Raw genomic sequence first — 26,049 nt, forward strand, 5'->3', positions numbered from 1 at the left:
GCCCATTTATATTAAATCGATCAAAACCATAGTCCACGAACAACACGAAAAGCACGAAAAGTGCAAAAACAGGCCGTTTTGATTATCTGTCAGTGCGAACTAACTATGACAGCATTGCACTTTCGGACAAGCCTGCCAGTGCAAGTTCTTACCTACTGAGAAGAACCACTTTATTTTCGTGCTTTTCGTGTATTTCGTGGACAACCAATTTCATTATTCTACCTGAGAGCTTTCATGACACTCGCTAATCCACTCCTCGATTTTGCCGATTTACCTCGCTATAGCGAAGTCAAACCCGAACACGTGAATCCTGCGCTGGATATTTTGCTGGCGGATGCCACAGCGGCGATTGCGGCGGCGGAGCAAATTACAGATGCGTCGTGGGATAGTTTGAGCGTTTTAGAGGCGCCGCTAGAAAACCTCGGCCGCGCTTGGGGTGTGGTGGCGCATTTGGAATCGGTGGTCAATTCGCCTGAATTGCGCGAAGTGTATAACGCCAATATTCCACGGATTTCGAATTTCTTTACCGAAATTGGCCAAAACGAAAAACTGTTTGCTTTATATAAAGCAGTCAAAGAGCGTGAATACGATAGCTTGAATTCAACGCGTAAAACGGTAATTGATGATGCGATTCGTGGCTTTGTGTTGTCGGGCGCAGAATTGCCAAGCGAGCAAAAAAATCGTTTCAAAGATATCGAAGAAAAACTGTCTGAACTCACGACCAAATTCTCACAAAATGTGCTCGATGCAACCGATGATTTTGCGCTGTATGTGACTGCGGAAGAACTCGTTGGCCTGCCAGCCGATAACCTCTCTGCTGCGGCAGCAGCGGCGAAAGCCGACGAAAAAGAAGGCTACAAAATTACGCTAAAAATGCCATCGTATATGCCGGTGATGCAATACGTACAAAACCGCCCGCTGCGCGAACAATTGTATAAAGCGTATTCAACGCGCGCTTCGGAATTTGGCAAGGCCGAATGGGATAACGGCAAGTTGATTCCAGAAATCTTGGCGCTACGCCAAGAAGCGGCGACTCTGCTCGGCTTTAAGAATTTTGGTGAAGAATCTTTATTCACTAAAATGGCCGATAGCCCAGAACAAGTAATTGAATTTTTGTCGGATTTAGCCGCGCGCGCTAAGCCGTTTATGCTCGAAGATCGTGCGGAGCTTGAAGCGTTTGCGAAATCTGAATTTGGCATCGACAAGCTGCAAGCATGGGATGTGGCCTTGGTATCGGAGCGTCTACGCGAAGAAAAATACTCGTTTAGCGAACAAGAAGTGAAGCAGTATTTCACCGAGCCAACCGTGCTGACTGGCTTGTTTAAATTGATTTCCGAGCTGTATGGCCTGCAATTCGTTGCTGCAGATGCGCCAGCGTGGCATACCGACGTACGGTATTACGAACTCAAAAACAACGACGGCAGTTTGGTTGGCGGTCTGTATATGGATTTGCATGCGCGCGAAGGCAAGCAAGGTGGCGCGTGGATGAATGATGTGCGCGGTCGTAAATTGCGAGCAGACGGCATGGTACAAACGCCAGTGGCGCTGATTGTGTGTAACTTCGCCAGTGGCGTGGATGGCAAAGATGCGATGTTGCCGCACGATGACGTGATTACGCTATTCCACGAAATGGGCCATGCGCTGCATCATTTGCTGACTGAGGTGGATGAATTGGAAGTATCAGGCATCAGCGGCGTGGAATGGGATGCGGTGGAATTGCCAAGCCAGTTTATGGAAAACTTCTGCTGGGAATGGCAGGTATTGCCTGCTTTGACGCATCACATCGAGTCTGGCGAATCGTTACCCCGCCCGCTATTTGATAAAATGCTGGCGGCGAAAAACTTCCACAGCGGCTCAGGGTTGCAACGCCAGTTGTATTTCTCGATTTTTGATATGGCTTTGCACCAAAAATCAGAAGCGGTTTCGGCTGGCGATTTAACGACGTTCGCGCAAGCGGTACAACAAGAATTAGCGCTGCCTTTGCCACCAGAATACAACCGCTTCCCGCAATCGTTTAGCCATATTTTTGCTGGCGGCTACGCGGCGGGTTATTACAGCTACAAGTGGGCGGAAGTATTGAGCGCCGATGCGTATGCGGCATTTGAAGAAGCAGCGGATCAAACCGGTCACAGCGTAGTGAATGCCGAAGTCGGCGCACGTTTCCGCAAGGAAATTTTGGCCGTCGGTGGCTCACGCCCAGCGGCCGAATCCTTTGCCGCTTTCCGCGGCCGCGCGCCAGCGATTGATGCCTTGTTACGCCACAATGGGCTGACCGCTTAATCATTCAGCGCATTATGTAAAACACACCAAGCGGAACTTCGGTTCCGCTTTTTTTATGTGTCGCATATTCATCGCATTTACTGCTGCGACATAGAGAGTGCTGGCGTTTGTTGATCTATATCAAGTTGCACAAATTCGCTCTGGGCAATATGAGCGCTTCAACGTGGAGTGCAGCAATGAGTTTATTAATCGAATGGAATGACAGCTTATCGGTCGGGATTCAAGAGATCGACGAGCAGCACAAAGTGCTGGTCAACTTGCTCAATGAATTGCATGAGGCAATTCGTCAGCATCACGGGCGCGAAGCGTCGGTGGAAATTTTAAATCGACTCGCTGACTACACGCGGATTCACTTCACCGTCGAAGAAAGTTTGATGCGAATTTTGGCCTACCCCGATTACGAAGCGCACAAAAAACATCATGAAGACTTGATCCAACAAATGCAGGATTTACAAGAACGCATGAATCACGGCGATGCGGTGTCGTTTGAGTTGCTACATTTTTTGCGCAATTGGCTAACCAATCACATTATGGAAGGCGACCAACGTTACGTTGAGCATTTTTTGTCGCGCGGCGCGCAGCGCACTTGGCAAAAGAAAGGTTGGTTGGAGCGTTTCTGGTCATAACGCAGCCATGAAATAACCATGTAGGTATATGTATAAAGCGTTTCATTTACATTACCTACATGGCAATACCCCAATATTACTTCGCAGGACGGCCGGTTTTAATTTTCTCTAGGCCAGCAATCGTTGCAAGTAATTGCGCTTGATCCATCGCCACCAAAGCAGCCAAACCTGCTCGCATTAATTCGCTTTTTTTCACTTCCACGCCCGCTTTTAATAGCTGCTGTTTGAGCGCAGCGATCTGTGCGTAATCGTTGGCTGGGAAAGTAAAGCTATCACGGACTAATTTGGGTTTCTTAGCCGCTTTCTTTTGTGCTGATTTTTTTTGCACCAACACCGTCGCGCGATCAAGTTTCTTTTCCATCTTCGCCACCGGTGCGGCATTCGACTCTTCGGCGAGCAAGGCTTGAGCGATCTCTTCTGGCTTGGCCGCGGGTTTTACCGCAACAGGTTTTACCGCTACGGCTTTGGCTGGGGCTGGTTTTGCTGCAAGGCTAGACTTGGTAGTCGCTGCGGGTTTTGCTGCTGGAGCTGGCTTCGCAGCGGGAGCGGATTTAGCCGCTGGAGCTGGCTTCGCTGCTGCGACTGATTTTGTCGCTTGCGCCGACTTTGCCGCTGGACGGGGCTTAGCTGCGGTTGCAGGTTTTGCAGCGGCGGCTGCCATTTTTGCTTCATTGGCAGCAATCACCGCTTCACTGGATGCTTGCAGAGGGGACTTAGGCATAAATAGCTCCTGAATTAAGTGTATAAACGGTATAAATCATTTTTTATCCCATTCTGCACTGATTTCAATCCGCTGTGTGTTGCATTTTTATGACTAAGTCATCCCCTAAAAAAAATACTACACCTGCGCGAGCGCTTGCTCCAAATCAGCCAAAATATCGTCGATATGCTCGATGCCAATCGACAAACGAACCATGTCTTCGGAAACCCCTGCTTTTTTGAGTTCATCCGGCGACAATTGGCGGTGCGTCGTGCTGGCTGGATGGCAAGCCAGAGATTTAGCGTCGCCAATATTCACCAAACGCGTAATCAATTGCAGCGCATCTTGAAAACGAGCGCCACCATCACGGCCGCCACTCACACCAAACGTCAGTAGACCCGATGCTTTTCCACCGAAGTACTGATCAACCAAAGCTTTACTTGGATGACCAGCCTGCCCCGCGTAGTTCACCCAAGCGACTTTTGCGTGTCCTTTGAGGAAATCAGCGACTTTAAGCGCATTTTCCACATGCCGATCCATGCGTAGCGCCAACGTTTCTAAGCCCTGCAAAATCAAGAACGAATTAAATGGCGAAATGCACGCACCCATATTGCGCAGTGGCACCGTGCGGGCGCGGCCGATAAAGGCAGCTTCACCCAGCGCTTCGGTGTAAATTACGCCGTGATAGCTCACTTCTGGCTCGTTCAGGCGACGAAAACGCGCTTTGTGCTCAGCCCAAGGGAACTTGCCGCTATCGACAATAATCCCGCCAATGCTCGTACCATGACCGCCCATATACTTGGTCAAACTATGCACCACAATATCTGCACCATGCTCAATTGGTCGCGTCAGATACGGCGTTGGCACCGTGTTATCAACGATCAGCGGCACGCCACCAGCGTGCGCCACAGCAGCAAAAGCAGCAAAATCAACCACGTTACCGAGCGGATTGCCGATTGATTCGCAATAAATCGCCTTGGTTTTCTCATCAATCAGCGCGGCAGCGGCTTGCGGATCATTGGCATCGACAAATTTCACGCTAATGCCGTACTGTGGCAAGGTGTGTGCGAACAGATTGTAAGTGCCACCATACAAGGCACTCGTGGCGATGATATTGTCGCCCGCTTCGGCAATCGTCAGAATCGCATAGGTAATCGCCGCTTGACCCGATGCCAGTGCCAACGCACCGATACCGCCTTCTAGCGCCGCAACGCGTTGCTCGAGCACATCAGTAGTCGGATTCATAATCCGCGTATAGATATTGCCTTTGACTTTCAAATCAAACAAATCAGCGCCGTGCTGCGTATCGTCAAACGAATAACTGGTCGTTTGATAAATCGGCACTGCCACGGCTTTGGTGGTGGGATCGGGGCTGTATCCGGCGTGAATCGCGAGCGTATCGAATTTCATCGTGAGTGTTCCTGAGGGTGAAGGACCCAAACACTCTAGCAGCTTGTCATTTCAATGATAAATGCTTGTTACGACTAATCTTGTTGCTGATTGATCTAAGGCAATAATGCAGGCCAGCATGAAGAGAGAGAATCGCGATGGGCGCATCATGAAAGATGCTCGTAAAAATAATCCAGCAGCAATGAGAAAACCCCAGCAAATTTGCATTTGCTGGGGTTTAATATTTTTGGTGCCGACGGCAGGAATCGAACTCGCGACCCCCTGATTACAAGTCAGGTGCTCTACCAACTGAGCTACATCGGCAACAGGACTGCATAATATACAACACCTAGCGTTTAGGCAAGAACAACTTACAATTTAATTGATAAACGTTTGGTTTTACGACGTTTATTGATTCACATCCTTGCTACTAAAGAAGGCGTCAGAGAAAAATTCATCGGCTGGTAATTGGTGGGCAACAAAACTCGTATACGCCGCCTCGACCATCACCGGGGCACCGCATGCGTACACTTGGAAGTTTTTCAGGTTATTAAAGTCTTCCAACACCACCTCATGTAAAAAGCCCGTCCGGCCTTGCCATGCGTCTTCGGGTTTTGGCTCAGACAACACCGGGATAAAAGTGAAGTTTGGATATTCCTGCTGCCATTCAGATGGCAAATACGGCATATACAGGTCTTCTAAGCTACGGCACCCCCAATAGAGCACCATCTCGCGTTGTGTATTTTTCGCCAACGCATGCTCAACGATACCTTTAATCGGCGCAAACCCCGTCCCTGTAGCCAAAAATAAAATCGGTTTATCGCTGTCTTCACGCAAAAAGAACGATCCCAGCGGTCCCGTGAAACGGAAAATTTCGCGTTCGCGCAGTGTATTCCACATATATTCAGAAAATTCACCGCCCGGCACACGTCGAATATGCAATTCAATAAAGCCTTCTTGCTCCGGCGCATTGGCAATCGAAAAACTGCGTTTCTTGCCTGTTTTGGTATGAATATCAATGTACTGCCCAGCCAAAAAGGTGAGTTTTTCAGTCGACGGGAGTTTCAAAGTCAGCACAGCCACATCGTGCGAAACTTTATGAATCGCCTCCACCCGCGTGGGCAAAGTTTTGATTTGAATGTCTTTGGTCGCGGCGACTTCTCGACATTCAATACTGACCGAGCTGCTTACTGGTTTGGCACAGCAAAATAGTGCGTAGCCTTTTTCAGCTTCGGCTTGGCTCAACGCGGTCTCAGAATGCGCGTCGTGGACGACTTCGCCGCTGAGCACTTTGCCTTTGCAAGCTCCACAAGAACCATTTTTGCAGCCGTAGGGCATATTAAACCCTTCACGCATCGCGGCATCGAGGATGGTTTCTCCTTCAAATACCGAAAGTTGCTGGCCCGAGGGTTCGATGGTAAGTTGTTGGCTCATACTCTTTTATGTCCATAAATTATTTATAAAACTACGGTTTTAAACGCTTTCAAAACCATCACGAAGCACAAAATCGAGGATCGCTCTCCCTTCAAATACCGAATTTGCTAGCCCGAAGAGGAGATGGTAAGTTGTTGGCTCATCCATATTTCCGTACTTATATTTGCAACGCGAGGCCTTGAATGAACAAACCCCGCTTATTAATTGTGGGTTGCGGCGACGTCGTGCGCCGTGCCTTGCCTTGGCTAAAACAACGTTTTACGGTGTATGCGACTGCACGCACTGATAAGTCTGCACTACAACTCAATACCCTAGGTGTAATACCGATCTATGCCGATTTAGATCATGCACAAAGTTTACGCAGACTGAGAGGGATTGCCCAATTTTTGATTCACAGCGCACCACCTGGTGAGCGCCAAGGCGACGCGAGAACGAAGGCCTTGCTGGCCGCTCTGGGCCACACCAACCGAAGTAAAATTTTACCACAAGGCTTACGCCGCGCAGTTTACATCAGCACCAGCGGCGTGTATGGCGATTGCGGTGGCGAATGGATTGATGAAACGCAGCCTTTGCGCGCCCAATCAACACGCGCGCTACGCCGAGTCGATGCCGAAACACAGCTGCGCAATTGGGCTGGCCGCCATGGGGTGCGCTTAAGTATTTTGCGTGCGCCCGGCATTTACGCCGCTGAGCGATTGCCGCTGGAGCGGGTGCGGCGTGGTGATCCCGTTTTGCATGCTACAGAGGATAGTTACAGCAATCACATTCATGCTGACGATTTGGCGCATGCGCTGTGTTTAGCTTTGTTTCGTGGCTTGCCGCTGCGTACTTACAATATTGTTGACGATGAACCGCACAAAATGGGTGATTATTTTGACCAAATCGCCGACTACGCCCAACTGGCTCGTCCACCTCGTATCAGCCGTGCGGCAGCGCAAAGCCAGCTCTCGCCCGCCCTGCTTTCCTATTTAAACGAATCGCGACAAATCAGTAACGCACGCGCCAAACGCGAACTCAGACTCAAACTCGCTTATCCAACGCTCAGTGATTTCATCGCTCAGCACTGCTGAGGTTTATTCACCGTGCACAGTTGTCATTTTTGTCACTGATAAAAATTGAACGCCATCGCAAACAAGGGAAATTTTCATAATTATTTAATAATTATGTGTTTTGACTTTTTTATTTCTTTGTATATCCTGACGAAAAACAAAAGGAAGCGAAGAAATGCCTGCAACATTGATCCCGATTGCGCTCATCATCGGCTTTGCGGTTTACTTGCTGTACTGCTGGTGGGCAGATAAAAAATCACCTAGCTCGCCCACCGCAATCGCGGATGAAGTGCACTTTAATCCGCATCTCTATGTACACGCCAAGCAAATTTGCGGGCACAAATCGATGCACAAAGAATAGCTTGATCGGCGGCAAGACACTCTACCGCCCAGCAACAAAGATGTATTGCTCGCTAGACCAATTAATATAATGGCTAGCAGCAGATACACCAAAACCTAATCAACAATGGACTGCTTGATTTCGCGCAGCAATACATTTTGCAAAGCGGCAAAGCATTCGCGATCAATCGCAGAATCCACCATCCCCTGCATAATCTCTAAAGTTCGCTCTGGTGAATTGGCGGCGTGGTATGGACGCTCGGCACTGATGGCATCGAAAATATCGGCCACGGTAATAATCCGAGTTTCCAAGCGGATCTCAGCGGCGCTCAAACGGCGGGGATAACCGTTCCCATCGAGTCGCTCGTGGTGGGCACCAGCCACTGTAGCCAACTCGTCAAATTGCGCGATTTTGCCAAGGATTTCTTCAGTTAAACGCGCGTGTTGCTGCACCGCGCGAAACTCTTCGTCAGTCAGGCGGCCGGGCTTTTCTAAAATGGCGCTGCTCACTCCCAATTTGCCCACATCATGTAATAGCGCCGCGCGCTTAATCCAATTGCATTGCGCCACAGGCAAACCCAATTCTTGTGCAATCGCTTCGGCATAAAAACCGACACGCTCAGAATGGCCGGCAGTAAACGGGCTTTTTGCATCGACCACCTGACCAAATGCCGATGCAATGTCGTCCATATACGCATCATCCAGTGGCAAGGTAAACTGCGCGGGCTCTAGTGATTGCACTGCCGACGCGATGTGTGCGTCATCTAAAACTTGCCAAAAAGCGGCATCGTTTGCCACCACTTCAAATGCCGCAACTAAAGCCGGATCAAACCAAAAACCGGCGCGCAGCTTGATTTCTTGCAGCGCCGCCTGTTTTCCATGCGAAAAATGAAAGACATCAATCACTTGCGCCAACAAAGCAATCCGCGCATTCAATGGAATAGCGTCGCCACGCAATGCTTCTGGTCGCCCTGAACCATCCCAATGCTCATCCAGTGAATGAATTCCCAAGGCTACCGTCTCTGGAAACCGCAACTGCCGCGCAATCCGCGCACCGCGATCACAGCGGGTTTTAATCAACTCATTAGCAATCGCATCACCGTTACGAATGATATTCAAAATCGACGTCAGACGTTTAGTCCAACTTTGATTGCGCCCGGTGTGCTGAAAAACGAAACTCAGTACCTGCGATACATTGCTGCCGACCAGCTTAAAGTCTCGCTTAAAGCTCTGATCATCAGTGAGATACAATTCACAAATGCGCGCTGCATTGCTACTGCAGCCCAAATCTTTGAGCAGCAAGGTATAGTACAAAGCCCAAATCGCTTGCTCGTCCATGCCGATTTGTCTTCCGATATGCACACCAATCCAGCAGCAACGAACGCAATGCCCTTCTGGTTGCCCCTCAGTCATATCTAAGGCATAAGAAAGTGCACCGAGTAATTCAGCGAGTTTAAGCTTATCGACCAATTTTTTACTCCAAAACACAGCTTCAAAGTATAGACATAAAACTTCGCCGTACAGCAGCAGAACTCTTGCCAATATGTAGCGATCAGCAAAGAACAGCAAATGCCGCCCCCAATGACAAAACAGACGTTGTGCACTATGGTGATTGAATGAAGTAAGCCGCCGGAAGCTAAGCCATGCTGCACAAATCCAATCCACCTGACTTATTGCACTCTTTAGCCGAATTTACTGGCTTAATTGATCGTGATGATTTGGCAGCTAGTTTATGCATCACGCTGTTTGAAATGCTGCAAGCTGACGTCATGGATTTTTATCGCGTCACTCATCGCGCGAATCAACGCCCAGAATTGCATTTACTAGTCGAATTTGATCAACAAGGCATACGCCAACACTCGATGGAACAACTGCGGGCAAAACAATCACCAACGCCGCATACCGCAGATGGTTTTCTAGCCAGTGCTTTGCACAGCAATAGTGGATTATTGATTGATCCCACCGGTTTACGTGTCATTTTATGTCTGAACCGACAAAACGAACTGTACGCCCTACTTGATTTTCGCTTAAAAAACGGATTGTCAGCGGCTGATTTACGGATGCTGCAGGGAATAGTGCGAATTTATGAAAACCATATTGCCTTACTCGATTATGGTGAAACCGATACGCTGACCGGCTTGCTCAATCGTAAAACGCTAGAACGGCAGCTATTAAAAATAGTGTCCTCGCTGCAAAACTTGCCCAGCACTGAGCAACTACAACAATTGAGCCGCGATGACGAGACAAACTATTATTTTTTGGTCGTGCTCGATATTGACCACTTCAAACGCGTTAATGATAAATGGGGACATTTATTTGGCGACGAAGTACTGCTCACTATCTCGCAAATCAAGCGACAAAATTTTCGCGAAGTTGATTATCTATTTCGCTTTGGTGGCGAGGAATTTGTGATCATTCTTGGGCCACAAACCCGAGCCAGCGTGGCGATGGCGTTAGAACGATTTCGCGAAGCGGTAGCCCAGCATGATTTTGCCCAAATTGGCACCATCACGATTAGTGGCGGCATTACCGATATTCGACCGTTTGAAGTACTCAGCATGACATTAGGACGCGCCGACTTAGCTTTGTATGCAGCCAAAGAAGGCGGCCGCAATCAAATGTTATTTTTTGATACCTTGCCAGAAAGTCAAATACAAAGCGGCAGTGAAGAATTGTTTTGATGTTCAAATCCCGTCGATGACGGTAGACCACGCCTTACCTACTTTCACAATCACCCTACTCTGTCGTGCTCGGATTACTCCAAAACACTTGCTTCACAGGAGGCAAGGCAATCAGTTTTTCGATCATCGCGTCCAGCGTTGCCGACTCCACCGCACCCGATGGCAAAGTGGCAGTAATTTCAACGTCATCATCACCAAACGGCGTCACATCGACATTGCTTAAAGGGCACTGCGCTTCTTCCAGCAACAGCTCTAATTTAGCCATCGCGTATTTTTGCTGCGCTTCGTCGACAATCACGCAAAGCTGGTATATCACTTCGCTGTCTTCATCATTAATAGGCTGGCGATTAATAGCCTTCACAACCGGGCGCAATAAAGTATTCGCGGCGAGTACGAATAGCGCGGCCAGCACCGCTTCAACAATCAAATGCGCGCCAGCGCAAGCGCCTACGGCGGCCGAACCCCACAAGGTCGCGGCGGTATTCAGACCGCGAACATTCAGACCGTCTTTCATAATCGTCCCCGCGCCCAAAAAACCAACGCCGGACACCACATAGGCGACGACGCGTGCTGCGCCACCCGAACCGTCAAGGCTATACGCCATATCGACAAAAATCGCCGCGCCAACGGCGACCAAAGTATTGGTGCGCAGCCCGGCGGTACGTTGCCGATATTGCCGCTCGTAACCAATCAATGAGCCAAGCACAAACGCGACCACCAAACTAATTAAAGTATCAAATAAGCTAAACCAGCTGAAGTTGGCCAAGGTTTGCATCTTGCTTCCTTAAATAAAAATGGCGCAGCCGCCCGCGCCATCATGATAAATATCTTCAGTGACACGCTTATTGCCAGCCGTAACGTCTCGCGTAAAACCCTTTCATCGCTTGCGTGAGCGAAGCGTAGCCCAGCAATATTGCGATCAGCCATGGGAAGTAGCTCAGTGGCAATGGCTCAAGCTTAAAGTAGCTCGCCAACGGCCCCATCGGCAGAAAAATCCCAATCGCCACAATCACCACCGTCATCGCAATCAAAGGCCACGCAGCGCGGCTTTGGAAGAATGGAATCTTGCGCGTACGGATCATGTGTACGATCAAAGTTTGCGATAGCAAACCTTCAATAAACCAACCCGATTGGAATAGCGTTTGGTTTTCTGGCGTGTTCGCGCTAAATACAAACCACATCAACGCGAACGTCGCGATATCAAAGATCGAGCTAATCGGGCCAAAGAACAGCATAAAACGGCTCAGCTCGTTTGGATTCCACTTTTGCGGCTGCAGCAGCAACTCTTCGTCGACGTTATCAAACGGAATCGCCACTTGCGATACATCGTAAAGCAGGTTTTGCACCAAAAGATGCAAAGGCAACATCGGCAAGAATGGGATAAACGCACTGGCGACCAGCACCGAAAACACATTGCCAAAATTCGAGCTGGCAGTCATTTTGGTGTATTTGAGCATATTGGCGAAGGTCTTGCGGCCTTCGATCACGCCCGCCTCCAGCACCATCAAATTCTTTTCTAGCAGAATAATATCGGCGGCTTCTTTAGCGATATCCACCCCCGAATCAACTGAAATCCCGATATCGGCGGCGCGTAATGCCGGAGCGTCATTAATACCGTCGCCCATAAAGCCAACCACATGGCCGTTGCCGCGCAAAGCCATCACCAGACGCTCTTTTTGCAGCGGCGATAATTTGGCAAACACCGTTGCCGTATCGGCTGCGGCCGCTAATTGCGCATCATCCATCAAATCAATTTTGCTGCCGAGCAAGACTCCTTTCACGGTGAGGCCAACTTCTTTGCAGACTTTCAGCGTGACCAACTCATTATCGCCCGTTAACACTTTGACATCGATGCCGCTAGTTTGCAGCGCTTTCAGTGCGGGCGCGGTGGTTTCTTTCGGAGGGTCTAGGAAAGCGATATAACCGACCAAGGTCAACTCGGCCTCATCAAGCACACTATAAATATCGCGCTCGGGCACTAAACGTTTGGTCGCCACAGCCACCACACGCAGCCCTTCTTGATTGAGCTCTGTCGTCACACTACGGATTTTTTCCAATAGCGTGGGGCTGAGTGGCTCAACCGTATCGCCGTGCTGCACTTGCGTACACACTGCAAGCATTTCTTCCAGTGCGCCCTTGCAAATCAATAGATGTTGATCATCATATTCGCTGAGTACCACCGACATTCGCCGCCGCACAAAATCAAACGGAATCTCATCGACTTTGCGAAACTGACTGGCAAGATTAAGCTGATTATGAATCTCGGCATGCTCCAGCACCGCCACATCGAGCAGGTTTTTCAAACCCGTCTGGTAATAGCTATTTAGATAAGCCATATCCAGCACGACATCGGCTTGCTCGCCAAATACGTCGGTATGCCGCTCCAGCACGATTTTGTCTTGCGTTAAGGTGCCGGTTTTATCGGTGCATAAAACGTTCATCGCACCGAAGTTTTGAATCGCATCGAGCCGCTTAACGATGACTTTTTTCCGGCTCAGCAGCACCGCGCCTTTAGCCAGCGTTGACGTCACAATCATCGGCAGCATTTCTGGCGTTAAGCCCACCGCCACCGACAATGCAAAAAACGCTGCTTCAACCCAATCGCCCTTGGTGAAACCATTCAAGAACAAGACGACCGGTGCCATCACAAACATAAAGCGAATGAGCACCCAGCTGACCTGATTCACGCCAGCCTGAAACTGCGTGACTGCACGATCTTGGCTGGTCACTCGATGCGCCAAAGCGCCAAAATAGGTTTGATTGCCCGTGCCAATCACCACCGCCAGCGCCGTGCCACTGATGACATTGGTGCCCATAAAGCACAGATTGTCGCGCTCTAGCGGGTTTCTAACGCTGTGATCGCGCTGCTCAGCAAATTTCTCCACTGGCATCGATTCACCCGTTAGCGCGGCTTGGCTGATGAATAAATCTTTCGCCGTCAGAATCCGCAAATCAGCCGGAATCATATCGCCCGCCGACAGCACCACGATATCGCCGGGAACGAGCAGCTTAATCGGCAACTCGATGCGGTGCGCGTCTCTAGCATGCAGCGACGTTGCGGTATGGTATTCAGCATCGGGCGCGATATCGCGACGCAAGACGGTTGCGGTATTGCTGACCATCGCCTTGAGCTTGTCGGCGGCGGTATTGCTGCGTTTTTCTTGCGCAAAGCGCAGAAGCGTTGAAATCAGCACCATGCTGGCGATCACCACCGTCGCAATATCATCGTCGCTGGCATAGGAAATCAGCGCCAGCACCGTGAGCAGCACATTGAATGGATTGCGATAGCACAACCACAAATGCTGGTACCAAGACATCGGCTTTTCGTGCTCAACTTCATTCAAACCGACGCGCTCGCGTTTTGCCGTCGCTTCAGCGTCAGACAAGCCCGCTTCTTGCGTGCCCAAACGATTGAGTAAAACACTGGGGATTAATTGCGATTGCACCTGAATCCGCTCGATAAAATCAGGCGCGACATCATTGAGCGAGGCCTTACCCGCTTCGCTACCACGCAGCAGATCGGCAAAAGCACGGCGGCGAAATTGCTTCGCGCTCAGACCTTGTTGCAAAAAGGCCAAAATATTGAATTTAAAAAAACGCATACATCACTCCTGCCGAGCGCGTGCCTGCGCCCAGCCTATGGCAAGGTGAAGTCCGATCTCGATCATGCGCCGCTGCGGATCAGCAGTCAGTGCAAAGACGACATTTCAAACGCGAAGCCGCACGGCTGCTCAAGAGCTGCGTGCATCAGCTTACACAGCCAGACGCGACAAACCGTAGAAACGGCAAAGCCAAACGACGGAGCAAGCTGCCTCGCAAAGAAATGGGACTAAAAAGTATACGGATGAGGAAACGCCGCGTTGGAATAACGCAGTGATGCCACTACCCGCCAATGAGCTTGGCAAGGCAGCAGCAGAATGGAAGTCCTGCGATGGCCTTGCCTAGCAATCGATCATCGATCGACAACTCGGACTACTGTCCACAATTGGACTCCATCAAAAAAAGATGCGCGTAAGGTAGGCCGAAGCTGCGCTGGGGTCAAGGCGAAAAGGCGGGAAAGTAAATATTTCCGAACAGCGAAAAGTGGCAGGTTCCCAGATGAAATAAATTGAGTAGAGCAAAGCGCCACTAACAAATCACAAGGGTATCTAGCCAAAAGCAATGTTTTATATTGCATAGAAGCATATACGCCAACAGCCACGCAAGGTGGCTGTGGTGGTCTAGCTTAAACTACACGTTAAAACGATCAATCGACGCCACGTGCACGGTCGGCGTTGAATTTTGCGACAAATTGCGGAAACTGATCGACTTCAATCGCGGCACGCATCTCCGCCATCAGCACTTGGTAGTAGTGCAAATTGTGGATGGTATTGAGTTGTGCGCTCAGGATTTCTTGGCAACGGAATAAATGATGCAAGTAAGCGCGGCTAAAATTGCGGCAGGTGTAGCAATCACAGCTTTCATCAAGCGGGCGAGTGTCTTTTTTGTAATGCGCGTTTTTGATTTTAACATTGCCATAACGGGTAAACAGCATGCCGTTGCGGGCATTGCGGGTTGGCATCACGCAGTCAAACATATCAATCCCTTGTGAAACGCCGTACACCAAATCCTCCGGCGTACCGACGCCCATCAAGTAACGCGGCTTGTTCACTGGCAATTGCGGCGCGGTATGCGCTAAGATGCGCTCCATTTCTTCTTTCGGTTCGCCAACCGACAAACCACCAATCGCCATACCGTGAAAATCAAGTTCATTCAGACCCGCGAGCGATTCATTGCGCAAATCTTCGTGCATACCGCCTTGCACAATTCCAAATAGTGCATTCGGATTTTCCAATTTATTAAATTCGTCTTTCGAGCGTTTGGCCCAGCGCAAGGAGAGACGCATCGAATCAGCGGCAGTTTTATGATCCGCCGGATACGGCGTGCATTCGTCGAATATCATTACAACGTCAGAATTGAGCACCTTTTGAATGCGCATCGATTCTTCAGGCGTTAAAAACAATTTATCGCCATTAATCGGACTTTGAAACTTCACGCCTTCCTCAGAAATTTTGCGCATTGCGCCGAGGCTAAAGACCTGAAAACCACCCGAATCGGTCAACATCGGCTTATCCCAGCCCATAAATTGATGTAGGCCACCGAATTCTTTAATCACGTCCAGACCTGGGCGCAGCCACAGATGGAAAGTATTACCGAGAATAATTTGCGCGTTAATATCGTTCAAATCGCGCGGCGTCATTGCTTTGACCGTACCGTAGGTACCAACCGGCATAAATACAGGGGTTTGTACGACACCGTGATTGAGTGTCAACGTGCCACGACGCGCACCCGCGGAAGTCGTGTTTAATTCAAATTTCATGGTAAATCCTCGCAAGCCAGAAAACAGTCCGGCGCATTTTTATAGGTAAGGAGTAAGGCGAAAGGGGTGAGGCGTAAAAGCTGTAACTCCTCACGCCTCACACCTTACCCCTCACGTTTTTCAAGCAACATCGCATCGCCATAACTAAAAAAGCGATATTCATTCTTCACCGCATGCGCATACGCAGCGCGCATGGTGTCAAAGCCAATAAATGCAGCCACTAGCATTAATAGAGTTGACTTGGGCAAATGAAAATTAGTGATCAAGCGGTCGACCACTTTAAACTCAAAACCGGGTGTGATAAAGATGTCGGTATCCCCGACTGGCTCAGCCAAAACACCGTTTTGCGATGAGGCTTCGAGCGCCCGCAAACTGGTCGTACCCACTGCAATCACGCGACCACCGCTGGCTTTGGCCGCATGAATGACGGCGATGGTTTCAGGCGGAATGTAATAGCGTTCGTAGTGCATCGTGTGCTCGCTGATATCATCAACGCGCACTGGCATGAACGTGCCCGCTCCCACATGCAGCGTCAAAAATGCCGTTTGCACACCCATGGCGCGAATTTGCTCGAGTAAGTCATCGGTAAAATGTAGCCCCGCTGTCGGCGCAGCCACCGCGCCTGGATCCCGCGCATAAACCGTTTGGTAGCGTTTCGCGTCTTCATCATCCGGCACATGTGTGATGTACGGCGGCAAAGGCAACAACCCCGATTGCTCCAAGATTTCTAAGACACTGGCATCTCCATCAAAATGCAGCTTGAACAGGTCTCCTTGTCGCTCAACCATCTCGGCCGTGAAACCGCCGTGAAAATGCAAAATCGTGCCGGCCTTAGGCGCTTTCGACGCTTTGATATGCGCTAAAGCAGTACGCTCATCCAAAACGCGCTCAATTAAAGCCTCAATCTTGCCGCCGCTGGCTTTTTCACCGAACAAGCGCGCTTTAATTACTTTGGTATCGTTAAACACCAAAACATCTCCCGCGCGCAAAAAGCTGGGCAGAGATGAAAACAGTGTATCTTCTCGCAATTCACCATCAATATGCAGCAAACGACTCGCGCCACGCACCTCTGGAGGAAACTGCGCGATCAACTCATCGGGCAAATGGTAATCAAAATCTGCAATCTGCATTTAAAATACGCCTTCATCACACCTGTAGCAAAACTACATGATTATATCAGCAAACATCGATATAAGCCGCGCCAACATTGATGTAGCACGACTTTAAAACGATCGTTTATAAATTAAAGTTAAAAGAAAAAGTACGCTTTTTCTGGACAAGTTCGCAGAACTTGCGGCAAACTTCGCCGATTACATAGCGTTACAAGGAATCACGAATGGCCGACATTGGTAAAATTTTGGTTTTGCATGGCCCAAACCTTAATTTACTCGGACTGCGTGAACCACAACATTATGGCAGCAATACGCTGGCCAGCATCAATCAGCAACTGATTGACTTGGGGCTTAGCCAAAAAGTTTCCGTCGAAACTTTTCAATCCAATCGCGAATACGAAATCATCGAACGGATTCATGCCACGCTACAAGATGGCACGGACTATATCGTGATTAATCCCGCCGCATTCACCCACACCAGCGTTGCGATTCGCGATGCCTTGGCTGGTGTCAAAGTACCGTTTGTTGAAGTGCATTTGTCCAATGTGCACGCGCGGGAAACGTTCCGCCATCATTCTTATTTCTCAGATCTCGCCATCGGCGTGATTTGTGGCTTAGGCGCTAAGGGTTATACCTATGCGCTGCAGTTTGTCATCGACAAACTCACCTTGAGCGACAGCAAAACAGTTTAAACCCATAAGGCGTCCTGCATGACAGGACACCATTTTTACTTTTCAGAGGGGATTGCAACATGGATCTGCGTAAACTTAAAAAACTAATCGACTTAGTTGAAGAATCAGGCATTGCTGAATTAGAAGTAACCGAAGGTGAAGAAAAAGTACGGATTACCCGCAACGTACAAAATGCCGCTCAACAATATATGCAAGCGCCGATGCAATACCATGTAGCCCCCGCTGCCGCACCAGCACCGACAGCAGCTGCAGCACCGGCAAGCAGCGCGGAAGCCGCTGCACCGGTCGTTGCAGGCAATACCCAAAAATCACCGATGGTCGGTACGTTCTACCGCTCTTCTAGCCCTGATGCAAAACCTTTCGTTGAAGTCGGTCAAAGCGTCACCGCAGGCCAAACATTGTGCATCATCGAAGCGATGAAATTATTGAACGAGATCGAAGCCGAACACAGTGGCGTCGTGAAAGCGATCTTGGTAGAGAATGGCCAACCCGTTGAATACGGCGAGCCAATGTTTGTGATTGGGTAAGGAGTTAGGAGAGAGGGGTAAGGAGTAAAAGCAAGAATGCTTAACTCCGTACTCTACACCTCATACCTCACACCTCACACCTCACAGGACATCCAAATGTTTAAAAAAATATTGATCGCCAACCGTGGTGAAATCGCGTTAAGAATTTTGCGCGCTTGCCGCGAAATGGGCATTAAAACCGTTGTTGTTCATTCTGAAATCGACCGCGAAGCCAAATACGTCAAACTGGCCGATGAATCAGTGTGTATCGGCCCGAACCCATCGGCACAAAGTTACCTCAGCATGGCGGCATTAATTTCAGCTGCCGAAGTCACCGAAGCAGAAGCAATTCATCCTGGCTATGGCTTTCTGTCAGAAAACGCGGATTTCGCTCAGCGCGTAGAAGAATCTGGCTTTGTATTTATCGGCCCGCGCCCAGAAACCATCCGTATGATGGGCGACAAAGTCTCTGCCAAAGACGCGATGAAAGCTGCTGGCGTACCTTGTGTACCCGGTTCAGACGGCGCTTTGCCTGATGACGGCGATGAAATGATTAAAATTGGCCGTCAAGTGGGCTATCCAGTCATCATCAAAGCCGCTGGTGGTGGCGGTGGTCGCGGTATGCGCGTGGTTGAGCGCGAAGAGGACTTGCTCGCCGCCGTGGCAATGACGCAAGCCGAAGCCGGTGCCGCATTTGGCAATCCAGTGGTGTACATGGAACGCTATTTGCAAAATCCACGCCACGTCGAAATCCAAGTTCTGGCCGACCAGCATGGTAATGCGATTTACTTGGGCGAGCGTGATTGCTCAATGCAACGTCGCCACCAAAAAGTATTGGAAGAAGCGCCTGCACCGGGCATCACCGATGAACAACGCCAACGCATTGGCGAATCTTGCGCAGAAGCTTGCCGCCGCATGGGCTATCGTGGCGCGGGTACGTTTGAATTCTTATTTGAAAACGGCGAGTTCTTCTTTATCGAGATGAACACCCGCGTGCAAGTTGAGCATCCGGTGACTGAATTGATTACCGGTATCGACATCGTGCAAGAACAAATTCGCGTTGCTGCGAACTTGCCACTGCAATACACGCAAGACGATGTGAAGCTCAAAGGCCATGCGATTGAGTGCCGGATTAATGCCGAAGACCCACTCAATTTCTTCCCAAGCCCAGGCCGGATTACGACCTACCACACTCCAGGCGGCCCTGGTGTACGCGTTGATTCTCACGTGTATCAAGGCTATTTTGTACCGCCAAACTACGACAGTATGATCGGCAAAATCATCACTTACGGTAATACCCGTGAGCAAGCGATTGCCAAAATGCGCATCGCGCTGTCGGAAATGGTTGTACAAGGCATTGCTACGAATATTCCCTTACACCAACAATTATTGGTCGATGCGGAATTTATCAAGGGTGAAACCAGCATTCATTACCTTGAGCACCAGATGCCAACCATTCGCGAATTGATTGCCAAAAAAACGGCAATCTAATCCTGATCTCAACGGAGCCACTCGGCTCCGTTGTTCATTCTGCCCCGCCAAGCAAAATCAAAAGTAATCGAAGGCTTGCACTTCATACTCATCACCTTGCTATCAACATCAACAAATAATCGACACGAATAGAAAACGTTTTCGTCGAAGTTGCGTGGTTCGTGGCAAAATACGCCCCTACAGAATTTAGGAAATACCATCATGGCTTGGCAAGAACTCCGCCTCACAACCGACTCCAAACAGGCCGAAGCCTATTCGGACGCTTTATTTGATTTGGGTGCGCTTTCAGTTTCGATTGAAGACGCTGCTGCTGACACCGCAGACGAAAAACCCATTTTTGGTGAGCCCGGAGAGCCTGTCGACCAATTGTGGGACAACAGCATTGTATTGGCGCTCTTTGATGTTGACATCGATGTCGATGCCATCGTCGCCACCGCCGCTGCAACACTGAAATTGGCCGCGCCAAGCTACGTGATTGTGAATATCGCCGACCAAGACTGGGTACGTTTAACGCAATCACAATTTGACCCCATTCCGATTTCACCGCGCCTATGGATTACCCCAACGTGGCACGAATGCCCAGATCCTGCCGCAGTCAGCATTCAACTTGATCCGGGCTTGGCATTTGGCACGGGTAGTCACCCGACCACCCGCCTCTGCTTGCAATGGCTAGATTCGAACCTTGCAGGTGGCGAAAATGTGCTCGATTACGGTTGTGGCAGCGGAATTTTAGCAATTGCCGCACTCAAACTCGGCGCAGGCGAAACCGATGGAGTCGATATTGATACGCAAGCGATGATTGCCAGCAAGCAAAATGCCGAGCAAAACGGTGTGGTTGGTCAGTTCTACCTGCCCGATGCTGCGCCTAGCAAAACCTACGATCTGGTCGTTGCCAATATTTTGACCAATCCACTCAAAGCACTCGCGCCACTATTGGCTGCACGTTGCCGCAGTGGTGGCCGTTTGGTGTTGTCAGGTATTTTGGTCGAACAAGCGCATGAAATTGTCGCAATTTATAACGAATGGTTTGACTTTACTGCCCCCGCCGAATTTGAGGGCTGGGTGTGTTTATCTGCAGTGCGTAAATAAGCGACTCCCGCTTACCTTCGAGTGAGTGGGATTTAGTATTGATTGCCATGATTTGATAAAGAAGTGAAATAAGCGCATGAGCCAAATTACTTGCTGCCCTAATTGCAGCACCACCTTTCGTGTTACCGACGCACAGCTCGCCGCGCACCAAGGCAAGGTGCGCTGTGGCCGCTGTGCTTTTGTGTTTCATGCGCCTGATTTTATTCAGTCATTAATCATTGATACGCCTAGCGCGGCCACAACCGGCTCAGTCACGGCGGCGAATCCAGTTGCCAGTCAGTCCTTAGTCCAGCCTAAAGAAATGATGCACAGTAGGGCTTCAAACTCAAGCACGGCTGTAAGCGAACAATCAAATACAACAAGTATAACCAGCAAAGCTAACAAAAATACTGCTAGCAATCAGATACCCAAAGAAATTTCTGCAAACATCCCCCATGACGCGCAGCACGAAAAACTCGCTCAACTTGCTGATGAAGAGCTCGCCCTCGACGCCGCTTTGAGCAAAAACGAAGCAATGCTCGACTTAAACATTGAGCCAGAAGAAGACGCAACCGACACACCTGCCCGCGCCGTTATTGAAATAGATAGTGAATCCGAATATCAACCCATTCTCACTGACGATGATTTATTCGCTCCGGCTCAAGCCAAATCTCGCTTTACTTGGCTGTGGGTGCTCGGCTGTGCGCTTGCCAGCATCGTCTTGGTGGCGCAGCTTATTTATGTATTTCGCAACGAATTAAGCCAAGAATTTCCAGCACTGCGCCCCAAATTGCTGGTGCTATGTGAACATTTAAACTGCAGTTTACCGCTACCGCGCGAAGCGCAATTACTGCGTTCGGAATATTCCGAACTCACATTTATCCCCAATAGCCCAACCCTCATCCAACTAAATGCAACGCTTAGAAATTTGGCTCCATTTGAGCAAGAATTACCCAAACTTGAAGTCACACTAACCGACGAAAACGAAAAAGTGGTCGTCCGCAAAATTTTTACGGCTCAACAATACCTGCTGCAAAACGAAAGAACGCAAAACACCATCGAAGCCAACGAAGAAGTTAGAGCTTTTTTACAGCTCGATTTAGGTGAACTGCACTCGACGGGCTATTCGCTGTATTGGTTTTATTGAACAGCAGACGGCGACAGCAAGTAGGATTCAACACCACTCAACATCGGTCAAATTCAAGCTAGATAACTTGTTTTTCAGGCATTTCAAGCCATACTGAAAAGATTCGATGTTCAGGAGTCTTCAGCATGTCTACCGTAATGCTCAATAGCACCCCCATCAGTATTGGCGGACGCTTTCCTCGCGCCGGAGAAACCGCGCACAGTTTTATGCTGGTTGACCTACAGCTACAAGATGTAGCGCTTTCCAAATTTTGGGGGCAACGCAAATTGATCGCCGTTGTTCCCAGTTTGGATGCCGCAATTGGCCTCACCATTGCGAAGAAACTAGAATCCATCGGGTATGAGCTGGATAACGTTGCTATCATGACGGTATCAGTCGATACCCCCTATGCGCTATCACGAATCAATGAGGCAGAAGGCTTTCGCAAAATTCAACTCATGTCGACATTACGTGGTCGTGATTTTCACAAAGACTATGGCGTGATGATTACCGATGTACCACTCTCAGGCCTGATGACCACCGCACTCTTTGCGCTCGACACCGACGATACGGTACTGTATTCAGAATTAGTCAGCGATTTAAATTCCGAACCGAGCTACCAATCCGCAATCGAAAAATTAACGCCTCCGGTCATTCACAAGGCGGAAACAGAGCCGGATCAAAAAGAATAATTAATCTGAAGGCCGCAAGGCCTTTTGTTTTATCGAATACACCCCATTTATGCAAAGCAAGACTTTACAATAACACTCTCTGGAGCCACTACATGTCAGCAGTCACTCTCGGCGGTAACCCTGTCGCTATCAACGGTACTTTCCCAGCAGTAGGCAGTAAAGCCCCTGCTTTTAGCTTGGTTGCCAAAGATTTATCGGATGTAACTTTGGCGAGCCTCGCCGGCAAACGTAAAGTATTGAATATTTTCCCAAGCGTAGACACGCCAACTTGCGCCACTTCAGTGCGTCGCTTTAACGAAAGTGCGGCTGGCCTCGCCAATACCGTAGTGCTGTGCATTTCGGCCGATTTACCATTCGCGCAAGCACGTTTCTGCGGCGCGGAAGGCATTGAGAACGTCATCAACCTATCCACCATGCGTGGTCGTGAATTCTTAGCGAATTATGGCGTTGAAATCACTAGCGCACCTTTGGCTGGCGTTGCCGCACGTGCCGTTGTGGTTCTTGATGAAAATGACCAAGTTTTACACGCTGAATTAGTTGCTGAAATCAAAGACGAACCAAACTACGACGCAGCGCTGAAAGTTTTAGCCTAAGTAGCACAAGCAGGGTTAGAATCCTATCGGAGAAATAACCCTGCAAATTTTGTGTGAATTAACTTCAATGATCTCTTGGCCGCTCGACTTCTTTCGCAACACCCCTGCCTTTGCCCCCATTCTCCCCTTTCTAAGTCGCTTTAGCCGCCCTCCTAGTCATGCAGATTGGTTGACTGTTAGCGAACACATCGTAACCGAAGGTGGTGCGACCGTCCGCTTTGTTGACCCAGACAGTATCACCCAATATTACGAGCTCGAAATTTATCAACTCGGCAACGTGGCGACCCGACTCAATTGGCATGACACTTTCAATGCGATGGTTTGGCAGTCCTATCCCAAAACGAAAGTAGCACTCAATGCGCTACACTACCACGCGATGCAGCACAGCCCGAACACGACACGCGGCGCGCTGCGTGATGCCGCCACGCTGTTTGATGAATGTGGTTTTATTCTGCCGTACAGCAATCCAGCCTTGCTGGAATTAATGATTCAGCATGAATGGTATGAACTATTTGTTACCCAAGCACAAAGTTGGGGCAGAGAAATCAATGCACTGGTGTTTGGTCATGCGACCTTTGAAAATCTACTCGCGCCATTTATTGGTCTAACCGGAAAATGCTGGCCAGTACTTGTAGACTCTGCTTTTTTTAACTTAGATTTCCCCGCGCAACGACAACACCTCGACCACGTCATCGCCGAGCAGATTCATCAAGGCTGGCTACAACGCCCAAGACAGCTGCCGCCACTACCCTATTTAGGTATTCCACAGTGGTGGCCACAGCAAGACGAAGCTTTTTATCGCAATCAAGCCTATTTCCGCCCCCGTCGAACCACAGGCTAGATCGCACCAAAAAAAGGCATGACGCACCCTTTTGAGCCCATTTAAACGCACCAATAACGACATCACTCGCACCACTATCAGCCAAAAAAAACCAATAATTCATACAAAACAAATAGATAGGCAATTTGGCATACTGCTTGCTTTTAGTGCATCCACAATAATATTGCTTACCATTTTGGAGAGATGTTGATGAGTGCAAATAGTAGCGATGTGCTATTTATTCTGCTGGGTGCCATTATGATTTTGGCCATGCACGCTGGCTTTGCGTTTCTTGAACTAGGCACGGTACGAAAAAAAAATCAGGTCAATGCCCTAGTAAAAATTCTGACTGACTTTGCCGTTTCAACAATTGCTTATTTCTTTATCGGCTACAGCATTGCCTATGGTGTCAGCATGCTAGCTCCGGTTAGCGAACTGAATATTGCCAATGGCTATGGCATGGTGAAATTCTTTTTCTTGGTCACCTTTGCCGCGGCCATTCCCGCTATTGTGTCAGGCGGCATTGCCGAGCGCGCCAAGTTTCACCCACAAACAGCGGCAACTTTTATCTTGGTCGGTCTGGTGTACCCCTTCTTTGAAGGCATGATCTGGAATAATAATTTCGGCGTACAAGACTGGATGAAAGCGAGCTTTGGCGAAACATTTCACGATTTTGCTGGTTCGGTCGTCGTGCACGCCGTTGGTGGCTGGATTGCGCTGGCAGCCGTGCTCCATCTTGGTGCACGACGCGGTCGTTACAGCAAAGAAGGCCGCGTTGCAGCACATCCGCCATCGAGCATTCCATTTTTGGCGCTCGGGGCTTGGATTTTAATTGTCGGTTGGTTTGGCTTTAATGTGATGAGCGCGCAAAAAATCGACGGCATTTCTGGCCTAGTAGCATTAAATTCATTGATGGCCATGGTCGGCGGTACACTCGTTGCGACCTTTACTGGCAAAAATGACCCTGGCTTTATCCATAACGGCCCATTAGCAGGCTTGGTTGCCGTTTGCGCTGGCTCAGATATCATGCACCCAATCGGCGCCTTGGTGGTTGGTGGCGTAGCAGGTGGGATGTTTGTTTATCTATTCACCATCACGCAAAATAAATGGAAGATCGACGACGTACTTGGCGTGTGGCCTTTACATGGCATTTGCGGTGCCTGGGGGGGTATAGCAGCAGGCATATTCGGTAGCAAAGCTTTTGGCGGCATGGGTGGGGTGAGTATCCTAGCGCAACTTGTTGGCACAATGATGGGAATGACTATTGCTTTTGTGGGTGGCTATATCGTTTACGGCTTATTGAAAAAAACCGTCGGCATTCGCTTGACTGACGAAGAAGAGTTTAATGGCGCAGACCTGAGCATCCATCAAATTTCCGCCAGCCCAGAACGAGAAACCAATTGGTAAGCATGCTGAATCTGAATGAAAAACCCGCTTAGCCAGCGGGTTTTTTACATTTAACTTAAGATTTTCTTCTTATTTATGCAACACAAGGATATTAGGATGTATTAATGTGCATACCAATGATCGAATGGCGATGAACTCGATACCTACAAGCATACTCAAAACCATCTTTCGAAAAACGTCGGCTGGTAATCAAGAAATACTCACTCGCCAACTTGGTTTATCAGCTAAAGAGCGTCGTGTGTTGATTCTAATTGATGGTGATAAATCAGTCAGTGCTCTGAATAAAGTAGTTCTCGAAGTTGATTTATTACCCGCGATCATCAAGTTACAAGCGCTTGAATTGATTCACTCTTCACAAAATCAGCAACTTGAGCAAGCGCAAGTTGAGAATGACCCCATCGATACCATCGAGCAGCAACGAGATGAACCTGTAAAAACAGATTCAACTTTAGACTTTGCACGTTTTAATGCCATCAAAGCACTGATGATCGATAGCTCGGAAACATTATTGGGGGTGTTTGGCAAACCCTTGGTTGAAAAAATCAAAGTACTCCATGACGAGTCTGAGCTAAGTAATACCATTACGCAATGGAATCTCAGTCTACGCGAATCGAAAAAAGGCCAACAACATGCAGAGCAGTATCTAGAGGCAATTAAAACACTGATGAAATAGCCACAATCGTAA

General features: G+C 49.1%; 23 protein-coding genes and 1 tRNA gene. 15 read left to right on the forward strand and 9 right to left on the reverse strand.

Features of this window, described 5'->3' with window-relative positions:
- Positions 1-234 precede the first annotated feature (234 nt).
- Both GM173_RS07420 and GM173_RS07425 read left to right on the forward strand, forming a co-directional pair.
- Positions 235-2,280: a M3 family metallopeptidase gene (locus tag GM173_RS07420; protein ID WP_203570726.1), complete on the forward strand. Its 2,046-nt coding sequence runs from the start codon at positions 235-237 to the stop codon at positions 2,278-2,280.
- A 176-nt stretch (positions 2,281-2,456) separates the two neighbouring features.
- Entirely contained in the window at positions 2,457-2,906 is a 450-nt protein-coding gene (locus tag GM173_RS07425; protein ID WP_203570727.1) for a bacteriohemerythrin, read from the forward strand.
- 76 nt (positions 2,907-2,982) lie between these two features.
- Here the strand turns inward: GM173_RS07425 and GM173_RS07430 are convergent, their stop codons facing one another.
- The 4 genes from GM173_RS07430 to GM173_RS07445 form a co-directional block, all read right to left on the reverse strand.
- The gene (locus GM173_RS07430) at positions 2,983-3,627 is read right to left on the reverse strand and encodes a hypothetical protein (RefSeq protein ID WP_203570728.1); all 645 of its coding nucleotides are present in this window, start codon (positions 3,625-3,627) and stop codon (positions 2,983-2,985) included.
- A gap of 117 nt (positions 3,628-3,744) precedes the next feature.
- Positions 3,745-5,016 carry an O-acetylhomoserine aminocarboxypropyltransferase/cysteine synthase family protein gene (locus GM173_RS07435; protein ID WP_203570729.1) on the reverse strand — a complete coding sequence of 424 codons (1,272 nt, stop codon included), beginning with the start codon at positions 5,014-5,016 and terminating at the stop codon, positions 3,745-3,747.
- 227 nt (positions 5,017-5,243) lie between these two features.
- Positions 5,244-5,319, reverse strand: a tRNA-Thr gene (locus tag GM173_RS07440).
- 84 nt (positions 5,320-5,403) lie between these two features.
- Positions 5,404-6,429, reverse strand: a complete 1,026-nt coding sequence (locus GM173_RS07445; RefSeq protein ID WP_203570730.1) for a CDP-6-deoxy-delta-3,4-glucoseen reductase — start codon at positions 6,427-6,429, stop codon at positions 5,404-5,406.
- Between the two features lie 182 nt (positions 6,430-6,611).
- Between GM173_RS07445 and GM173_RS07450 the strand changes: the two genes are divergently transcribed.
- Both GM173_RS07450 and GM173_RS07455 read left to right on the forward strand, forming a co-directional pair.
- Positions 6,612-7,499: an NAD-dependent epimerase/dehydratase family protein gene (locus GM173_RS07450; protein ID WP_203570731.1), complete on the forward strand. Its 888-nt coding sequence runs from the start codon at positions 6,612-6,614 to the stop codon at positions 7,497-7,499.
- Positions 7,500-7,653: 154 nt separating this feature from the next.
- Entirely contained in the window at positions 7,654-7,839 is a 186-nt protein-coding gene (locus GM173_RS07455) for a hypothetical protein (protein WP_203570732.1), read from the forward strand.
- A 95-nt stretch (positions 7,840-7,934) separates the two neighbouring features.
- Here the strand turns inward: GM173_RS07455 and GM173_RS07460 are convergent, their stop codons facing one another.
- Positions 7,935-9,287 carry an HD-GYP domain-containing protein gene (locus GM173_RS07460; protein WP_203570733.1) on the reverse strand — a complete coding sequence of 451 codons (1,353 nt, stop codon included), beginning with the start codon at positions 9,285-9,287 and terminating at the stop codon, positions 7,935-7,937.
- 173 nt (positions 9,288-9,460) lie between these two features.
- On the opposite strand from GM173_RS07460, the gene GM173_RS07465 reads away from it, so the two are divergent.
- Positions 9,461-10,498, forward strand: coding sequence for a GGDEF domain-containing protein (locus GM173_RS07465; protein ID WP_203570734.1), 1,038 nt, complete (start codon positions 9,461-9,463; stop codon positions 10,496-10,498).
- A gap of 55 nt (positions 10,499-10,553) precedes the next feature.
- Here the strand turns inward: GM173_RS07465 and GM173_RS07470 are convergent, their stop codons facing one another.
- The 4 genes from GM173_RS07470 to queA form a co-directional block, all read right to left on the reverse strand.
- Positions 10,554-11,273, reverse strand: coding sequence for an MgtC/SapB family protein (locus GM173_RS07470; RefSeq protein ID WP_203570735.1), 720 nt, complete (start codon positions 11,271-11,273; stop codon positions 10,554-10,556).
- Positions 11,274-11,340: 67 nt separating this feature from the next.
- Entirely contained in the window at positions 11,341-14,100 is a 2,760-nt protein-coding gene (gene mgtA, locus GM173_RS07475; RefSeq protein ID WP_203570736.1) for a magnesium-translocating P-type ATPase, read from the reverse strand.
- Between the two features lie 644 nt (positions 14,101-14,744).
- On the reverse strand, positions 14,745-15,857 hold the full coding sequence (gene tgt, locus GM173_RS07480; protein ID WP_203570737.1) for a tRNA guanosine(34) transglycosylase Tgt: 1,113 nt from the start codon (positions 15,855-15,857) through the stop codon (positions 14,745-14,747).
- Between the two features lie 104 nt (positions 15,858-15,961).
- Positions 15,962-16,987 carry a tRNA preQ1(34) S-adenosylmethionine ribosyltransferase-isomerase QueA gene (gene queA, locus GM173_RS07485; RefSeq protein ID WP_203570738.1) on the reverse strand — a complete coding sequence of 342 codons (1,026 nt, stop codon included), beginning with the start codon at positions 16,985-16,987 and terminating at the stop codon, positions 15,962-15,964.
- Positions 16,988-17,193: 206 nt separating this feature from the next.
- Between queA and aroQ the strand changes: the two genes are divergently transcribed.
- From aroQ to GM173_RS07535, 10 genes are all read left to right on the forward strand, one after another.
- Positions 17,194-17,661 (forward strand): type II 3-dehydroquinate dehydratase, encoded by a 468-nt coding sequence (gene aroQ, locus GM173_RS07490; RefSeq protein ID WP_239078417.1) that lies wholly within the window; start codon positions 17,194-17,196, stop codon positions 17,659-17,661.
- 59 nt (positions 17,662-17,720) lie between these two features.
- Positions 17,721-18,188, forward strand: a complete 468-nt coding sequence (gene accB / locus GM173_RS07495) for an acetyl-CoA carboxylase biotin carboxyl carrier protein (protein ID WP_203570739.1) — start codon at positions 17,721-17,723, stop codon at positions 18,186-18,188.
- A 96-nt stretch (positions 18,189-18,284) separates the two neighbouring features.
- Entirely contained in the window at positions 18,285-19,658 is a 1,374-nt protein-coding gene (gene accC, locus GM173_RS07500) for an acetyl-CoA carboxylase biotin carboxylase subunit (RefSeq protein WP_203570740.1), read from the forward strand.
- A 201-nt stretch (positions 19,659-19,859) separates the two neighbouring features.
- Positions 19,860-20,747: a 50S ribosomal protein L11 methyltransferase gene (gene prmA / locus GM173_RS07505; RefSeq protein WP_203570741.1), complete on the forward strand. Its 888-nt coding sequence runs from the start codon at positions 19,860-19,862 to the stop codon at positions 20,745-20,747.
- A gap of 76 nt (positions 20,748-20,823) precedes the next feature.
- Complete coding sequence (locus GM173_RS07510; RefSeq protein ID WP_203570742.1) at positions 20,824-21,873, forward strand: DUF3426 domain-containing protein; 1,050 nt, start codon at positions 20,824-20,826, stop codon at positions 21,871-21,873.
- Between the two features lie 125 nt (positions 21,874-21,998).
- Positions 21,999-22,544 carry a thiol peroxidase gene (tpx, locus tag GM173_RS07515; protein WP_203570743.1) on the forward strand — a complete coding sequence of 182 codons (546 nt, stop codon included), beginning with the start codon at positions 21,999-22,001 and terminating at the stop codon, positions 22,542-22,544.
- Between the two features lie 92 nt (positions 22,545-22,636).
- The gene (gene tpx, locus GM173_RS07520; protein ID WP_203570744.1) at positions 22,637-23,137 is read left to right on the forward strand and encodes a thiol peroxidase; all 501 of its coding nucleotides are present in this window, start codon (positions 22,637-22,639) and stop codon (positions 23,135-23,137) included.
- 67 nt (positions 23,138-23,204) lie between these two features.
- Positions 23,205-23,978: a DUF3025 domain-containing protein gene (locus tag GM173_RS07525; RefSeq protein WP_203570745.1), complete on the forward strand. Its 774-nt coding sequence runs from the start codon at positions 23,205-23,207 to the stop codon at positions 23,976-23,978.
- A 189-nt stretch (positions 23,979-24,167) separates the two neighbouring features.
- Positions 24,168-25,364: an ammonium transporter gene (locus GM173_RS07530; protein ID WP_239078418.1), complete on the forward strand. Its 1,197-nt coding sequence runs from the start codon at positions 24,168-24,170 to the stop codon at positions 25,362-25,364.
- Between the two features lie 130 nt (positions 25,365-25,494).
- Positions 25,495-26,037 (forward strand): hypothetical protein, encoded by a 543-nt coding sequence (locus GM173_RS07535; protein ID WP_203570747.1) that lies wholly within the window; start codon positions 25,495-25,497, stop codon positions 26,035-26,037.
- Positions 26,038-26,049: the final 12 nt, after the last annotated feature.

Origin of the sequence: Deefgea chitinilytica (genome assembly GCF_016881405.1) — a bacterium.
Lineage (GTDB): Bacteria > Pseudomonadota > Gammaproteobacteria > Burkholderiales > Chitinibacteraceae > Deefgea > Deefgea chitinilytica.